Consider the following 13,700-nt stretch of genomic DNA (forward strand, 5'->3'; position numbering starts at 1 on the left):
CGGGGGCCAAGAGCCACGCGTGGCGTCGCTCCCGGCCCCCTCCTCCTGCTACGGGGTCCAGCCGCCCAGCCAGTCCGAGACCTCGTGGGATGCGGCCTGGGCATCGCTCAGGTGCGGCCGGTCGGTGCTCTTGGGGCCGGCCCCCGGGCCGACGTTCATGTACTCGGCGAAGCGGTCGTCCTTCCAGGAGAAGCCGCCCATGTCGGTCCAGGGCGCGCGCTTGATCGCGGCGCTGAGGGTGGAGTTGCGGAAGGTGGCCTGCGGGTCGACGGTGCCGTCGCCGCCCGGGTGCCAGTTCCGGCCGAGATGGAAGGAGGACGCGGCCACGTCACCGTTGACGGTGGAGCGGTTGACGAGGATGCCCTTGCGGCCCGCCGGGGTGCTCGGGGCGGTGATGTATCCGGCCGAGGTGCCGTTCCAGCGCTTCTTGAGGGTGATGACCGACTGGTCGATCACCGCGGTGGCGCGGCCGAAGATGAAGTCGACGTTGCCGACGATGTAGGAGTTGGTGACGTAGACGCGGCCGGGCTTGTCCTTGGCCGCGGTCTCCAGCTCCAGGGTGTCCTGGTCGCCGGTGACGATGATCGCGTCCAGCACGACCCTGTCCGCGGCCGTGAGCAGGGCGACCGCCTGGTGGCCGTCCACGGACTGGTTCGCGGCCTCGTCGAAGTCGTTGGAGACGGTGAGGTTGCGGAGCTGGGAGTCGTCCGACCGGATGGCGACCGTGGCGCTGCCCGGAGTGCCGTACGTGCCCGAACCGTCGGGCTTGCGCAGGCCGGCCGCGTTGCCGTACACGATCACCGTGTCCTTGCGGCTCGGGCCCGAACCCTGGATGGTGACGTGCGGCTTGTCCGCCGGCACGTTCACCGTCTCGCGGTACGTGCCCGGCTTGACCGAGATGACCACGCGGGAGGCGTTGCCGACGGGTACGGCGTCCACCGCGGCCTGGACCGTCCTGTACCGGCCGCTGCCGTCCTGGGCGACGGTGAGCGTCCTGGTGGCCGCGGCGGCGGTCGCGGCTGCCGCCCCCAGGGAACTCCTCGGCCCGGCCCCCGACTTCACCAGCGCGGGGACCTTGTCGGCGGCGTCCAGGGTGTAGCGGTAGTACGCCTTGGGGTCGAAGGCGGCGCCGCCGCCGCTCTCGTTGCGTCCGCTCGTGCCGGAGAAGACGTTGCCGCGCTGGACGAGGGCGGCGGTGGAGTCCCTGATCACCGGGTTGGCCATGCCCTGGAAGTAGGAGTTCTCCAGCAGCATCCGCGTCCTGCCGCGCGCGTAGTTGCCGTAGGCGGACTTGACGGCGGTGCCCGGGGTGTCCTCCATGAAGTTGTTGTAGAGGTGTGCGTGGGCGGCGTTGTCGGTGGACGGGTTGCGCTGCTCCGTCTCGCGGATCCAGTTGTGATGGACCGTGATGTCGGTGACGACGTTGTCGGTCCATCCGATGCCGAAGGCCTTGTTGGCGTTGCTCAGCCTGTTCCAGGACACCGTCACGTACGTGCTGTCCTTGCGGACGTCGATCAGTCCGTCGGCGGTGTGCCGCAGGTCGTTGTGGTCGATCCACACATGGTGGGCGCCGTCCATCTGGATGGCGTCGAAATCGTGCTCCTTGTCGTTCCACACGCCCTGGTAGGAGTTCCTGATCGTCAGGTTCCGGATGATCACGTTGTGGACGCCGTGGCCGAGGAAGAAGCCGCCGCCGACGATGTGCCCGAGGGTGCCGGAGCCGATGATCGTCTTGTGCGAAGCGACCCTGATCTCCTTGCCGACGGGAGCCATGTCGATCGTGCCGGCCACGACGATGACGTAGGGCTCGGGGGCCGTGGCGTACTTCTCGAGGTCGGCGAGCGACGTGACGGTGACGGTCCTGCCCTCCCGGCCGCCGTACGTGCCGTTCTGTCCGAGCGCGTCGACCGAGGCGAATCCGTCGGCGGCGGCAGTCGCCCAGGCGGCGGGTTCCGCGGCCGCGGCCTTGTCACCCAGCCCGAACGCGGACCCGTACGCCACCACGCCGGATACGGCGAGGGTCAGCGGCACCCCGATGGCCAGGACCCTTCGCGGTCTGCGATGACGGGCCGTGCGGCGGATCGAACTCATGGGCGGTTCCGTTCCGTGAAAAGGGGAGTGATCGATGCGGGGTTGCCGCCGGGGCCCGAAGGGTTGCCGCCGCCTCGCAAAAAATCAAACACTCAATCGGATGTTCGACGTCGCGTCGGGCCCGGCCCAGGGTAGGCACCCGGTACCGGGGTGCGGTCCGGCCATCCCGGCTGCGACGGGGCCGCACTCCGGCCGGCCGCCCTGCGAGGCGCTCGGGCGGTGCACCGCGTCAGGGCCGGACGGCGGTCGGCCGCGGCCGGCGCAGCACGACGCCCACGGCGAGCAGCGGCAGGCAGGTGCCCGCCGCCGCACACACGTACGCGTACGGGGCCTCGTGCCGGACGTGCATCAGGACGCCGACCAGCGGCAAGCGGGGGATCTTCGCCCAGAGACGGAGCGCCTGGGCGGCGCCCCTCGGCCTGTACGGAGTGCTGGTCCGCGCCGTGCTCGTGCAGGTAGGCGCTGGAGGCCCGGGCACCGGATACGAACCGGCGGCCTGCCCGGCGCGGTCGCGGTCAGCCGATGTGCGCGGCCGCGAGGGTTCTCTGGAGCCGGCGGATCGCCTCTTCGGCTTCCGTGTACTCCTGGAGGGTCGGCTGGACGGCGCCGAAGGTGGGACCCTCTCCGGCGGGCAGGGCCCGCCAGTGCAGGATGGGCGTGAGCGCGGTAGCGGCTGCACCGAGGAACCAGGCCAGCGGGCCGTGGACGTGCGCGAGGGCGATGGCCACAGCGGCGAGCGCTTCCCGCAGGTGTTCCAGTCGCTCGACCTCGGGCAAGCCTTGCCGGGACTGCGGAGTGCCGACGGCGGCGTGGAGGTCGGCGGCGGCTTTCGCGGCGACGCTGCGGTCGGTAGTGGACAGCTCCCACACCTGATCGCGAATCTGCCGCTCGGCTTCCTCAACCAGACCCTCGATGACCTTCCCCATGCCCATACCCGCATCCTATGCATGCTGCGGCCATCAGCAGCAGAGCGCGGACAGACCGCATTGGTCCGGCCGCGCTGATCGCCGTCGCGCTCGACCCCAGTCGGCTCAAGGAGCCGTCACGAGCCGTTGGCGACCGGTTTGCTTCCTCTTCCTCGGCTCGGGCGCGGTCCCGGCCTGCCGGTCGGGGGGCGGGCCCCGCGTAGGAGCTGGTGGGGGTGCGTTGTCCGGCGGCCGGGCGGCCACGGCCATAGCACGATGGACGTCCCCATCACCCGGCAGGGCCCGGCCGGCGAATGCGTCACCGCCGTCCGCTGGGGATCGGTTCTGGGTGCGAACAGCTCCAGCAACTCCCGCGGCGTCGGCCGTTGCGCCGGGTCCTTGGCCATGCAGGCGGCGACCACCGGTCGGATGCCGGGGGGACGTGGGACAGGTCAGGATCCTCGCGCACCGCCGCCGGTACATCAGCCCCATCGGCGTCCCGTCTCCGAACGCCTTGCCACCGGCCGCCGCGACCAGCACCGCTCCCAGCGCGAACACATCGGCGGCCGGACCGACCACGTCCGCGACGAGGTGCACGAGGGGCACTGCGAGACAAGCCTCGACCAGGCCATCGCCGTGCGGGCCGCCCAGACCGCCGAAGGCGTGCGCGCGGGGTGCTGCCCCCGACGCCCGGAGTCCGGCCCGCACTGGGCCACGTCCCCGCGCTCGTCCGCAATCCCGCGGACTGGCTGTCGGCCTGCCGTCGGGTCGGCGACGTCGGCCAGGTCGACCTCGGAACCCGCGGCGCCCGTCTGCCGACCCCGTGACCAGTCGGCTTGGCTAACGGAGGCGCAGGCCCCCCGGAAGTTCCTCTTCGATGATCTCGACCAGCCAGTCGAAGACGGTCGGGCCGCGGCCGGCGCGGGCTTCCGCCAGCCTGGCGGTCATGCGTGCCTTGTTCGTGGGATGACAGCGGGCGAGCGACATTTCGAGCTGGCGAGCGGTCTCGGGGTGTCCGAGGTGCTGGCGGGAGGCTTCGTGATCACGCCACTCGATCACGAAGTCGCCGTCTTCCGGTGTCCCGAAGCCGCCGCGGAGGCAGTCAGCGAACGCATCGAGGTTCCGGCCGAAATAGCCGCCGCAGCCGATGCTCCCGCCGGCGACTCGCCAGAAGTCCTCCAGGGTCCTGACCTGGCTGCCGTCCAACACATATCTCACTGTCACAGCGACGAGACTATGTCCGGCAGCACCTCGCACGGGTTCGCCGGAACGCGTGCGCTTCAGCTCGGCGTCCAGACGCCCGGACCGGAGGGCCGCCTGGAGCCGGGCGATCCAGTTGCCGACGGTGTCGAAGAGGACCGGGTAGCCGGCGTGCGCGGCCTTCACGCCCGAGGCCGCTGGCCAGGTGGTTCTTGCCGATGCCGGGCGGGCGGGCGGGCCGAACAGAATCACGCTCTCCGCCCTGGCGACGAACGTGCCCGTCGCACGCATCACCGCGGTCATGAACCGGGAGAAGCCGAGCCCCATCACCAGAACCGGCGGCACCCGCTCCTGCCCCGGTGCGACCGGCACCTTCGGCTCGGGGAACCACAGGTCGCACTGGGCGATCCGGCGACCACCGGCGCCGGCATCGTGGGCCACTCGTTCAGCAGGACCCGGATCTACCGCCGCCGGATGGAGTGATCACGGTCTGAACGGCCCTGGTGGGGGAAGCTGCTGTCCATGAGGCTTCTGTCATCCCTGCGGGCGGGCGAAAACGCGCTGACCAAGCGCATGGGGTCCTGGGATTCGGTCTGGGCGCGCGGCGTGCTGCCGCCGGTCGAGGACGCGGCCGAGCACACCAAGCTGTGGTGGGCCGCCGCCGCTCTCATGGCCGCCGGAGGCGGATGGAGGGGTCGCAGGGCCGCGGTGGCGGGCGTGGCCGGGATGGCGGTGGCGCAGGTGCTCTCCAACGGAGTCGCGAAGCAACTCGTCGAGCGGCGCCGCCCGCCGAAGGAATGGTTCCCCCACGAGGACGTCGAGGACCGCCCGGACAGCTCCTCCTTCCCCTCCGGGCACACCGCCGCGGCGGTCGCGTTCACTGCCGCCGTCGCTCCGAGCTGGCCATGGGCGGGCGCCGCGTGCGCCGTGCCCATGGTCCTGGTGTCGATCGAGCGGGTCCACAGCGGCGCGCACTACCCCTCCGACGTCGCGGCCGGCGCCGCCATCGGACTGGCGGCGGCCGCCGTGGTACGGGCCGCGCCGCGCCTGCTGCTGCGCCGCCTCGGCTGAAGCGTCTGTCGCCGGCGCGGGTGCCCGACCGGCTACCGGGTAGGCGCACCTGACAGCAGGAGAACAACCGGGACCGAAACGGGACGGCTGAGCGGCACGGGGCCTCGACCGCGATGCGGATGGGCCGTGCGGGCCATCGAGGGATATCCGTTGCGGGCAGCACCAGGAAGGCAAGGTGAAGTCTCATGAACGACGCTGATCGGCACGCCCACGACTCCGGTGACTCGGTGGGTGCGCTGGTGACCCGCGCGTCGCAGCAGCTGTCCGAGCTGGTGCGCGAGGAGATGCGGCTGGCGCGGGCGGAGATGACGGAGAAGGGCAAGCGGTTCGGGATCGGCGGCGGCCTCTTCGGCGGGGCCGGCCTGGTCGGCTTCCTCGCCGCACAAGCCCTGACGGGCGCCGCGATCGCCGCCATGGCGCTGCTGCTCCCGGTGTGGGCCGCAGCCCTGGTCGTCGCCGCCGTGCTGGCAGCGGTCGCCGCCGTCATGGCGGTGGCCGGGAAGAAGCAGATCGCGAAGGCCGGCCCGCCCGCGCCCGAGCAGACCATCGACAGCCTCAAGGCCGACGTGGCCGAGATCAAGGAGCACGCACACCGATGACCACTCCATCCCCCGGCGAAGAGTCCGCACCCACGTCCGAGGAGCTGCGCGAGCAGGTCGAGCACACCCGCGAGGAACTCGGTCAGACCATCGAGGCGCTGGCCCACAAAGCCGACGTGAAGGCCAGGGCGCAGGAGCAGGCCGCCACCGCGAAGGCGCAGGCAGCCGAGAAGGCCGCGCACGTAAGCGACCAGATCCACGACAAGGCGGAGCGGGCCAAGCAGCTGCTGAAGGACAAGACCCCTGACCCTGTCCTCGGCAAAGCCGCCCACGCCGCAGCGCAGGTGCGCGAGAGTGCGTCCCGTGCCGGACATCTGGCTGCGGACAAGACTCCCGAGCCGGTACGGGAGAAGGCCGGCCGGCTGGCGGCCACGGCGCGGGCTAAGCGCACCCCGCTGCTCGCCGCCGTCACCTTCCTGGTCGTCTTCCTGCTCGCCCGACGCGGCCGGAGGCGTCGATGAAGGCACCTCGGGAAGACGCGCCCGACGCTGGTCGTCAACGGGATCGTCCAGGAGCTCCGAACCCTGCCCACTCAGGGTGCTCCACGGCGGTCTGCTCGCGCAGACGTCGCATCGCCTCCGCCTCTGCCGCCAGCCTGGCCGATACCCCAGCGCTCTTGACCGCTTCCCGCTCGGCGCACGCGCCGTCCAGGAGCAGCGCCCACTGGGCTGCCGAGCCCTCGCCGATCGGTCAAGAACCCCGACGGATGTCCCTGCCCGCTACGGCTTGCCGGGCGGTCCGGGGTGCGCCGGGGCTGGGCGGGGTTCTCGGGCCAGGGAGCCGGGCCACCAGCTGCGCGGGCCGATGTCGATCACCAGTGCCGGAACCAGGAGGGACCGTACGACCAGGGTGTCGAGGAGGACGCCGAAGGCGACGATGAAGGCGATCTGGACGAGGAAGGCGAGCGGGATGACCATCAGCGCCGCGAAGGTGGCCGCGAGCACCACTCCGGCCGAGGTGATGACGCCGCCGGTCGTGGTCAGGCCGCGCAGCACCCCGCGGCGCACCCCGTGGACGAGGGACTCCTCGCGGACGCGGGACATGAGGAAGATGTTGTAGTCGACGCCGAGCGCCACGAGGAAGACGAAGCCGTACAGGGGGACGGAGGCGTCCGTGCCGCTGAAGCCGAGCAGGTGCTCGAAGACGAGTGCGGAAACGCCCAGGGTGGCCAGGAAGTTCAGGGCCACGGTGGCGACGAGCAACAGCGGGACCAGGAAGGAACGCAGGAGGAGGACGAGGATGAGCAGGATGATGCCGAGGACGACGGGGACGATGAGCGTGCGGTCGCGGGCCGCGGTCTGTTCGGTGTCGTACTTCTGGGCGGTGTAGCCGCCGACGATGGCGTGCGCGGCCGGTAGCGCGTGGAGGCGTGAGCGCAGCTCGGCGACCGTCTTCTCCGCGGCGTCGCTGTCGGCGGCGGCTCGGAGGGTGACGTCGATGCGGACGCGGCCGTCGACGACCGCGGGATCGCCGCCGGGCCGCCCCGAGGCTGTCACGGGTGCCACGGAGGCGACGCCGGCCGTGGCCCGGGCCGCCGCCTGGACGTCGGATGCCTTCGCGGCGTCCGCGATGATCACCGCGGGCTGGCCCGATCCGCCGGGGAAGTGCCGGCCGAGGGTCTCCTGTGCTGCGACCGAGGGGGCGTCCTTGACGAAGATCTCGTCCAGCGGCACGCCCTTGGAGGACAGGCCCGGCGAGAACGCGGCCAGGGCGAGCAGGAGCAGCGTGGTCGACACCCAGACCCGGCGGGGTGAGCGGTCGATGACGGCCGCGATGCGGCGCCACGCCCGGTGTCCTTCCGCCGTGGCCTCGTCGGGCTTGGGCGTGGCGGGCCAGAACGCGGCACGGCCGAGAAGGACGAGCACGGCGGGCAGGAAGGTGAGGGTGGCGAGGACGGAGCAGACGATGCCGATGGCACCGACCGGGCCCAGGGCCCGGTTGTTGGTCAGGTCGCCGGCGAGCAGGGCGAGCAGGCCCAGGGCCACGGTCGCCGCGCTGGCGGTGATCGCGCCTGCCGAGCGACGGACGGCGGCCAGCGCCGCGGCCGTCCGGTCGCCGCGCGCCGCCAGTTCCTCCCTGAACCGTGCGGCCAGCAGCAGCGCGTAGTCCGTCGCCGCGCCGATGACCAGGATGGACAGGATCCCCTGCACCTGCCCGTCGACGCGCACGGTGCCGCGGTCGGCCAGGGCGTAGACGACGGCGCAGGCCAGGCCGAGGGCGAAGACCGCGCTGATGATGATCACCAGGGGGAGCAGCAGGCTCCGGTAGACCAGCAGCAGGATCAGGAGCACGGCGCCGAGCGCCACGCCCAGCAGCAGGCCGTCGATGCCGGAGAAGGCGTCGGCGAGGTCGGCCTGGGTGGCCGCCGGCCCCGCGATCCGTGCGCTCAGAGCGGGTACGGATTCCGCCGCCGCGCGTACCTCCTCCATGACGGCCGGCAGCTCGTCGCCCAGGTCGGGGGCGAGCGGGACGACCGCCTGCAGTGCCTGGCCGTCGTCCGAGCGCAGGGCGGGCGACGGCGGTCCGGCGATGCCGTGCCGCCCTGCCAGGGCGGTGACGGCGCGTGTCGCCTCCTGCTGCTGCCCGTCGGTGACGCGGCCGCCGTCCCGCGTCTGCCAGACGATGATCGCGGGCACGGACGCGGACCGCTCGAAGGCTTCCCGCGCCTCCAGGACCCTGGTGGATTCCGCGCTCCGGGGCAGGAAGGCGGCCTGGTCGTTCGTGGCGACTTCGCCGAGCCGTCCGGCGTAGGGGCCGAGCATCCCTCCGATGCCCAGCCAGAGCGCCAGCAGGACCACGGGCACCAGCCACCTGACCCACCCCGACGTGTTCTTCATCGACACGGCACTCCTCTTTTTTACTCAACGGCAAAGTATCTCAATGATCGAGAGATCATATGCTGGAGAGATGTCCAGCGCCGATGCCCCTCGCCCCGTACTTCCGTGCGACGACCCGATCGGGTTGCAGTCCTTCGCCGTACTGCTGCGCGCGATGAACGCGGAGTTCAACCGGATCGCCTCGGAGTTCGCCCGCGCCCAGGGCCTGCACCTGACCGACGTGCAGGCACTGATCGCCGTACTGGACGCCGAACGGGACGAGGACGCGGGCCCCATGACCCCCGGGCGGCTGGGCTCCCATATGAACCTCACCTCGGGAGCGGTCACCGCCTGCCTGGACCGGCTGGAGAAGGCCGGGCACATCGTCAGGGTCAGGGCGGCGGACGACCGGCGCGTGGTCCACGTCCACTACGCCCAGGCGGGCCGCGAGGCCGCGCGCGAGTACTTCCGTCCGCTCGCCCGGTCCACCGACGCCGCGCGGGCCCGGTTCAGCCCGGACGAGCTGCACACGGTGGTGCGGTTCCTCGCCGAGATGAACGACCAGCTCTCGCGAGTACGCCGCTGACGCACCGCTGCCGGTTCAAGAACCACGGGCGCACACCGAAGACGCCGCGGCCGGCCGGTTCCCCGAGCACGGGTCACGCGGGCACGGGGTCTATGCGGGCAGCTCGTACACGGAGACGTGGCAACTGCTGGAATCCTTGAAGGGCGTGCCGGACCATCCGCCGGTACGCAGGCGCAGTCGCAGTCCGGCGGCCGCGGCCATGAGGTCGAGTTCGCCGGCGGATGCGTAGCGGAACGTGACGCGTACGTGGCGGAGCCGGTCGTCGTCGAGGACTACGTAGTCGGAGACGTAGTGCTGCCGGGCCGGGTGGATGCTGCGGGTGCGCAGCACGAAGTCCTGGCCGGTGTTGTTCACGGGTTGGGTGCCGGCGGACACCGTGGCCAGGGCCTCCGGCAGGTGTGCGTCCAGGACGAAGAAACCGCCGGGCCGCAGGCGTCGTGCGGCGTTGGCGAAACAGGCGAGCTGGGCGGCCTGCGTGGTGAGTTCACCGAACGTGCCGTTGGCGACGTAGACGAGGGCGTATGCGCCGGACTCCTCATCGGTGGGCGGCGCGGCGAAGTCACCGATGGTCACCGGGATGTCCCGGCCCCCGGGTTTCGAGCGGAGCTGCGCGATCATCCGGGGGGAACTATCGATGCCGTGTACGGCCAGACCGTGCCCGGCGAGGGGCAGGGCGATGCGTCCGGTGCCGATGCCGAGTTCGAGGAGCGGTCCGGGCGGGGCTTCCTCAGCGAGCGAGACGAGCAGGGCGACGGTGTTGTCCGTGCCGCCGGCCGGCGCGAACCAGTCGTCGTACCGGGAGGCGAAGTCTGCCGCGTAGGTGGCTTCGGGGGGCGGACCCTGGGAGCGTGCGGGCGGCATCGTGTCCTCCGGCGTGGGGCGGTGGGCAGGTGCGGTCGGGTTGACCGGAAGCGGGTTTCAACCGAAGGGGTGAGGCGGGATACCGGGGTCGGTCCGGGTGGGCAGTGGTCGTGCGCCGGGTGCGACGAGCCGCACCACGGACAGGTCCTCGGTGTGGGGCGGTCCGGTGGTGCAGTCCACCGCGATCACGTCCAAGCCGGTGTACCTGGTCAGCAGGTCCACCGGGTCAGGGGCATCCACGGCGGAGCCTTCGGCGGCGGGGTGGACGGGCCGCCCGTACCCACCCGCGGGGTCGCCGCCCGTCCAGTGGCGCAGGGCGTCCTGGCGGTGGAAGGCCCACAGTGCGTGTTCCACCGCACCGCGCGGCCGGTCCGCGGATTCCAGGCGCTGCCGGGCGCGGTGCGCGGCGGCGGTTCCCATGCTCCAGCGGACCATCAGCGCTTCGAACGCGGCCTTGGCCAACGCCGTCGCAGTCCCGCCGGGCGGGCCGCAGCTCGCGCCGAAGCTCTGGTGGCGGCCGTCCTCGGTGTGCAGACAGACGACGGCCACGCACATCTGCTGCGGCGCGGGCGGCAGCAGCGCGGTGGCGCGCAGCTGTTCCCGCACCAGCAGTGCCCTGAGACCGGCCGGCAGCCCGGTCGGCTCCGCCGTGATGTCGTACGCGGAGGGACGGTGGTGCTCCGGGGCGCACCAGCTGCGGCGGATCAGTTCGCGCTCCAGGATCTCCCGGGCGGCCTGGGCGGTGTCGGCTTCCCGACGGGGATGCGCGGCGACACCGGTCGAGCCGGTCCGGACGGTGGCGGTGCAGCCGGGCGGGGGGCGGTGTTGGAGGAACGCGGCTCCGGCAGGCACCCACACGTCGTCGGCCGAGGTCAGAGAACGCCCCCGCACCCAGAGTTGGCGATCGGCTCTGGACGCCGTGGTGCTCCAGACGGCCGGGTCGACGGCCGGGATCCCCAGGCGCCGCAGCTCCGCATGCGTGGCGGTCCGTGTCGCCGGGAGTACGCCCGACTCGGCAGCCCGGCCGGTCAGGACGTTGCTCGCCCGCTCCACGAGTTCACCACGAGCGCGCACCGCGACGCCGTCGGCCATCGTCCCCGCCGCGCTGCCCACCAGAACGGGTTTCCCGTCGGCGGCACCGGTGTGCCCGAACGCTTCAGAACGGGCTGCCACACGAGCGAAGACCACGGCAGGGCTGTCCGGGTACGGGTGGAAGACCTCGGGCACCCATCGCTGCGCGGAAGACTCGTGGCCCACGGGCGACGGGGCGGTCACCGTCCGCGCCCCGAGGCCGCGGACGTCTCGGAAGCCGAGGCCGGGGGCGCGGCGAGGGGCGACGCCACGACGGCAGGATGACGAGCCTCCGCGTCCAGCAGGTCGCGCGCCTCCTCGAGGACAGTGCGGCCCTCGTGCGTCAACGCCCCCGCGTGCCGCCCCAGGGTGCCGATGCCCTGATGCGCACCGGCCACCAGCTTGCCCTGCCGGAGCTCGAGTGCCCGGATGAGCACGCCGTCAGCCGTTTCACGGTTCCGGCAGCTCAGCAGCAGCCTGCGATACAGCATCACCAGGCGTACCAGCACAACGGTCTGCTGAAAGAGTCCGGTGAGGGGCCGGGGGTCGGCGCGCAAGGGAGTGCTCACCGGGGCCACCGTGTCGGCGGCAGGGGCGAGGAACGCCGTCACCAGGGCCGCCGCGTTGCACCGCGTGTGCGTCCCCTCGTGTACGAGCGCCTCCGCGAGGCGGACCCAGCCGGGCAGTCCTCCGGGCCGCGAGTCGAGCCGTGCGGAGTTGACGAACACGGCACCGTGGACGGTGAAATCGGTGAATCCGTGAATGGCCGTCCCCTGCAGCAGCACGATCTGCGTGACGCTGGCCCGCAGTTCGGCAAGCATCTCCGGCCACACCCCGGCCAGCCGCTCGGTGGCCTCGTTGAAGACCGCCCTGTGGCCGGCGCCCCAGCGGGACAGGGTGGAGCCCGCTGCCGGTGCGGGCGACGGGGCCTCAGAAGCCGGCCGCGACGGCGGCAGGGACGCCAGCGCGCGGGCGAGGGCTTCCCGCAGATGGATGTCGGGCTCCGCCAGGGTCCACGTCCCACAGCGAACCCGCGGTGTGGCGGGGAAGCGCCGAGGCGCGGCGCAGCCGCGCCGCCGGCCCGGGCGGTGCGCCCTCCGCCAGGTCGCCTATCTGCCGTGCCTGCCGCGACTGGTGCGACTGATGCGCGACTGATGGGCCACCGCCATGACGGCGGGGTGCGCGGGGACGGCAGAGGAAAGCCCTGCGGCACTGAGGGCGTCACGGGTGGTCCGCCATACGGCCGCTTCGGCGGCTCGGGCAGACGCCGCATCAGGTGTCACACGCAAGTTCGGGACTCCGCTTCTGCCTTGATCGGGAGCGGGCGGGTGCGTGACGGGCCTCGCGTACGACGAGTTCCCCCACGCACCCTCATTCAGCGGCGCGGGACTCGCGTACCGATCAGTCGTCGTCTCCGCCGATGTCGATCATCAGGGCGAGCTCGGGGAGTTCCTCGGTGACCTGCTCGATCTCCTCGCGTTCCATGCCAGACCTCTTTCTGGGCCTCGTGGCCCGTGACGGGGCTTGCGGCATGCAGCCGTCGAACGGCTCAGGGTTGCCCCTGGGGCGGCGGGGACATGCGAGGAACGGCTCCGGGCGATCGGCATCCGGTCACCGGCGAGCTGGCCGGCATCCGCGTACGCATCGAGACGCGGAGGCCGTGACTTGGATGCGACGGCGCGGTTCACCCCGAGGTGGCAGGCCGGATGCGACCCGGCCGCTCAGTACGGGGCGTCGTGGAACGCGCCACGGCCCGTTCGGCGCGCGGTGCAGATGATTGTCCGGTTCCCTGCCGGTCAGGTGCGGGGGTCCAGCGCCCCCAGACCCAGGGTCCGGAGCGTGTGCTCGGCCATCTGCAGGTGGCCTACGGCGTTGGGGTGGGCCGGGTCATCGAGCCAGGCGATCGGGTCGGCACCGTCGAAGTGCGCGTTCCAGTACGCCTCGTGGTCGACCAGCAGCGTGCCGGTCTCCTTCGCGAGATCCCGTACGGCCTCTGCGTACGCCGGGAGCGTGCCGCGGGCCTCGCGGCCGGCGATGCTGACGAGCACCGGGGTGTGCAGGACGATCTGGGTGTCCGGACCCGTGCGCTCGACGATCCGGCGCATGGCGTCCCGGAACTCCGCCAGCCCGGCCAGGCCGGCGCGTGCGTCGTTCGTGCCGAGCGATATGGACAGGACGTCGGGTGCGAAGCGACCGATCAGGTGCTCGTAGGAACCGAGCACGTCCACGGCGCGCCACCCGGAGACGCCGGTGTTGACGACGATGTCGGTCAGCCGGTCCAGCTCCCATCTGACCCGTTCCTGCAGGTGTTCCACCCAGCCACGCGCGCCGTGGGTGTGCAGTACGGCCTGGGTGATGCTGTCCCCGGTGGCCACCCAGGTCATGGGTGCTGCAGAGAGGCGGATCATGCCGTTCTCCTCCAATGTGTGGTCGCGGCCCCGGCGGCAGCCGGCTGCCCAGGTCCTGGTCAAGATCAGTGAACAAACCCTGCCACACGATG

Annotated in this window: 15 protein-coding genes; 5 read left to right on the forward strand and 10 right to left on the reverse strand. The window is 72.0% G+C overall.

Annotated features, from left to right (window positions below; genetic code table 11):
• Positions 1-48 precede the first annotated feature (48 nt).
• The 3 genes from ACZ51S_RS29970 to ACZ51S_RS29980 all read right to left on the reverse strand — a co-directional run bounded on the left by ACZ51S_RS29970 (position 49) and on the right by ACZ51S_RS29980 (position 3,023).
• On the reverse strand, positions 49-2,091 hold the full coding sequence (locus ACZ51S_RS29970) for a pectinesterase family protein (RefSeq protein WP_468962521.1): 2,043 nt from the start codon (positions 2,089-2,091) through the stop codon (positions 49-51).
• A 229-nt stretch (positions 2,092-2,320) separates the two neighbouring features.
• Positions 2,321-2,461, reverse strand: coding sequence for a hypothetical protein (locus ACZ51S_RS29975; RefSeq protein WP_468962523.1), 141 nt, complete (start codon positions 2,459-2,461; stop codon positions 2,321-2,323).
• Between the two features lie 145 nt (positions 2,462-2,606).
• Positions 2,607-3,023: a hypothetical protein gene (locus ACZ51S_RS29980; protein WP_468475981.1), complete on the reverse strand. Its 417-nt coding sequence runs from the start codon at positions 3,021-3,023 to the stop codon at positions 2,607-2,609.
• A gap of 647 nt (positions 3,024-3,670) precedes the next feature.
• Between ACZ51S_RS29980 and ACZ51S_RS29985 the strand changes: the two genes are divergently transcribed.
• Complete coding sequence (locus tag ACZ51S_RS29985) at positions 3,671-3,823, forward strand: hypothetical protein (protein ID WP_468962524.1); 153 nt, start codon at positions 3,671-3,673, stop codon at positions 3,821-3,823.
• 13 nt (positions 3,824-3,836) lie between these two features.
• Here the strand turns inward: ACZ51S_RS29985 and ACZ51S_RS29990 are convergent, their stop codons facing one another.
• Positions 3,837-4,220, reverse strand: coding sequence for a barstar family protein (locus ACZ51S_RS29990; protein ID WP_468962575.1), 384 nt, complete (start codon positions 4,218-4,220; stop codon positions 3,837-3,839).
• A 498-nt stretch (positions 4,221-4,718) separates the two neighbouring features.
• Between ACZ51S_RS29990 and ACZ51S_RS29995 the strand changes: the two genes are divergently transcribed.
• From ACZ51S_RS29995 to ACZ51S_RS30005, 3 genes are all read left to right on the forward strand, one after another.
• The gene (locus ACZ51S_RS29995; RefSeq protein ID WP_468475979.1) at positions 4,719-5,267 is read left to right on the forward strand and encodes a phosphatase PAP2 family protein; all 549 of its coding nucleotides are present in this window, start codon (positions 4,719-4,721) and stop codon (positions 5,265-5,267) included.
• A 185-nt stretch (positions 5,268-5,452) separates the two neighbouring features.
• Positions 5,453-5,866, forward strand: coding sequence for a phage holin family protein (locus ACZ51S_RS30000; protein ID WP_468475978.1), 414 nt, complete (start codon positions 5,453-5,455; stop codon positions 5,864-5,866).
• Positions 5,863-6,327, forward strand: a complete 465-nt coding sequence (locus ACZ51S_RS30005; protein ID WP_468802281.1) for a DUF3618 domain-containing protein — start codon at positions 5,863-5,865, stop codon at positions 6,325-6,327. The genes ACZ51S_RS30000 and ACZ51S_RS30005 overlap by 4 nt, the downstream gene beginning before the upstream one ends.
• Before the next feature lie 258 nt (positions 6,328-6,585).
• On the opposite strand, the gene ACZ51S_RS30010 is transcribed toward ACZ51S_RS30005, so the two are convergent.
• Entirely contained in the window at positions 6,586-8,703 is a 2,118-nt protein-coding gene (locus ACZ51S_RS30010; protein WP_468962527.1) for an MMPL family transporter, read from the reverse strand.
• 70 nt (positions 8,704-8,773) lie between these two features.
• Between ACZ51S_RS30010 and ACZ51S_RS30015 the strand changes: the two genes are divergently transcribed.
• Positions 8,774-9,268 carry a MarR family winged helix-turn-helix transcriptional regulator gene (locus ACZ51S_RS30015; protein ID WP_468475975.1) on the forward strand — a complete coding sequence of 165 codons (495 nt, stop codon included), beginning with the start codon at positions 8,774-8,776 and terminating at the stop codon, positions 9,266-9,268.
• Between the two features lie 90 nt (positions 9,269-9,358).
• Here ACZ51S_RS30015 and ACZ51S_RS30020 read toward each other — a convergent pair whose 3' ends face one another.
• The 5 genes from ACZ51S_RS30020 to ACZ51S_RS30040 all read right to left on the reverse strand — a co-directional run bounded on the left by ACZ51S_RS30020 (position 9,359) and on the right by ACZ51S_RS30040 (position 13,608).
• Entirely contained in the window at positions 9,359-10,129 is a 771-nt protein-coding gene (locus tag ACZ51S_RS30020; RefSeq protein WP_468886510.1) for a class I SAM-dependent DNA methyltransferase, read from the reverse strand.
• Positions 10,130-10,186: 57 nt separating this feature from the next.
• A complete protein-coding gene (locus ACZ51S_RS30025; RefSeq protein WP_468962529.1) occupies positions 10,187-11,302 on the reverse strand; it encodes a YcaO-like family protein in 1,116 nt (371 codons plus the stop codon).
• A 98-nt stretch (positions 11,303-11,400) separates the two neighbouring features.
• Complete coding sequence (locus tag ACZ51S_RS30030) at positions 11,401-12,210, reverse strand: aKG-HExxH-type peptide beta-hydroxylase (protein ID WP_468962577.1); 810 nt, start codon at positions 12,208-12,210, stop codon at positions 11,401-11,403.
• Between the two features lie 391 nt (positions 12,211-12,601).
• The gene (locus tag ACZ51S_RS30035; protein ID WP_468475972.1) at positions 12,602-12,733 is read right to left on the reverse strand and encodes a hypothetical protein; all 132 of its coding nucleotides are present in this window, start codon (positions 12,731-12,733) and stop codon (positions 12,602-12,604) included.
• A gap of 263 nt (positions 12,734-12,996) precedes the next feature.
• Entirely contained in the window at positions 12,997-13,608 is a 612-nt protein-coding gene (locus ACZ51S_RS30040) for an SGNH/GDSL hydrolase family protein (protein ID WP_468962531.1), read from the reverse strand.
• Positions 13,609-13,700 lie beyond the last annotated feature (92 nt).

The sequence above is a fragment of the Streptomyces sp. NPDC034043 genome (genome assembly GCF_055575675.1).

What these genes read in the sequence shown, in the direction of transcription:
- ACZ51S_RS29995 (WP_468475979.1), top strand. Translation starts at nt 4,719, where the DNA reads ATGAGGCTTCTGTCATCCCTGCGGGCGGGCGAAAACGCGCTGACCAAG.
- ACZ51S_RS29980 (WP_468475981.1), bottom strand. Translation starts at nt 3,023, where the DNA reads ATGGGCATGGGGAAGGTCATCGAGGGTCTGGTTGAGGAAGCCGAGCGG.
- ACZ51S_RS30040 (WP_468962531.1), bottom strand. Translation starts at nt 13,608, where the DNA reads ATGATCCGCCTCTCTGCAGCACCCATGACCTGGGTGGCCACCGGGGAC.
- ACZ51S_RS30035 (WP_468475972.1), bottom strand. Translation starts at nt 12,733, where the DNA reads ATGCCGCAAGCCCCGTCACGGGCCACGAGGCCCAGAAAGAGGTCTGGC.
- ACZ51S_RS30020 (WP_468886510.1), bottom strand. Translation starts at nt 10,129, where the DNA reads ATGCCGCCCGCACGCTCCCAGGGTCCGCCCCCCGAAGCCACCTACGCG.
- ACZ51S_RS30000 (WP_468475978.1), top strand. Translation starts at nt 5,453, where the DNA reads ATGAACGACGCTGATCGGCACGCCCACGACTCCGGTGACTCGGTGGGT.
- ACZ51S_RS29970 (WP_468962521.1), bottom strand. Translation starts at nt 2,091, where the DNA reads ATGAGTTCGATCCGCCGCACGGCCCGTCATCGCAGACCGCGAAGGGTC.
- ACZ51S_RS30010 (WP_468962527.1), bottom strand. Translation starts at nt 8,703, where the DNA reads ATGAAGAACACGTCGGGGTGGGTCAGGTGGCTGGTGCCCGTGGTCCTG.
- ACZ51S_RS30005 (WP_468802281.1), top strand. Translation starts at nt 5,863, where the DNA reads ATGACCACTCCATCCCCCGGCGAAGAGTCCGCACCCACGTCCGAGGAG.
- ACZ51S_RS30015 (WP_468475975.1), top strand. Translation starts at nt 8,774, where the DNA reads ATGTCCAGCGCCGATGCCCCTCGCCCCGTACTTCCGTGCGACGACCCG.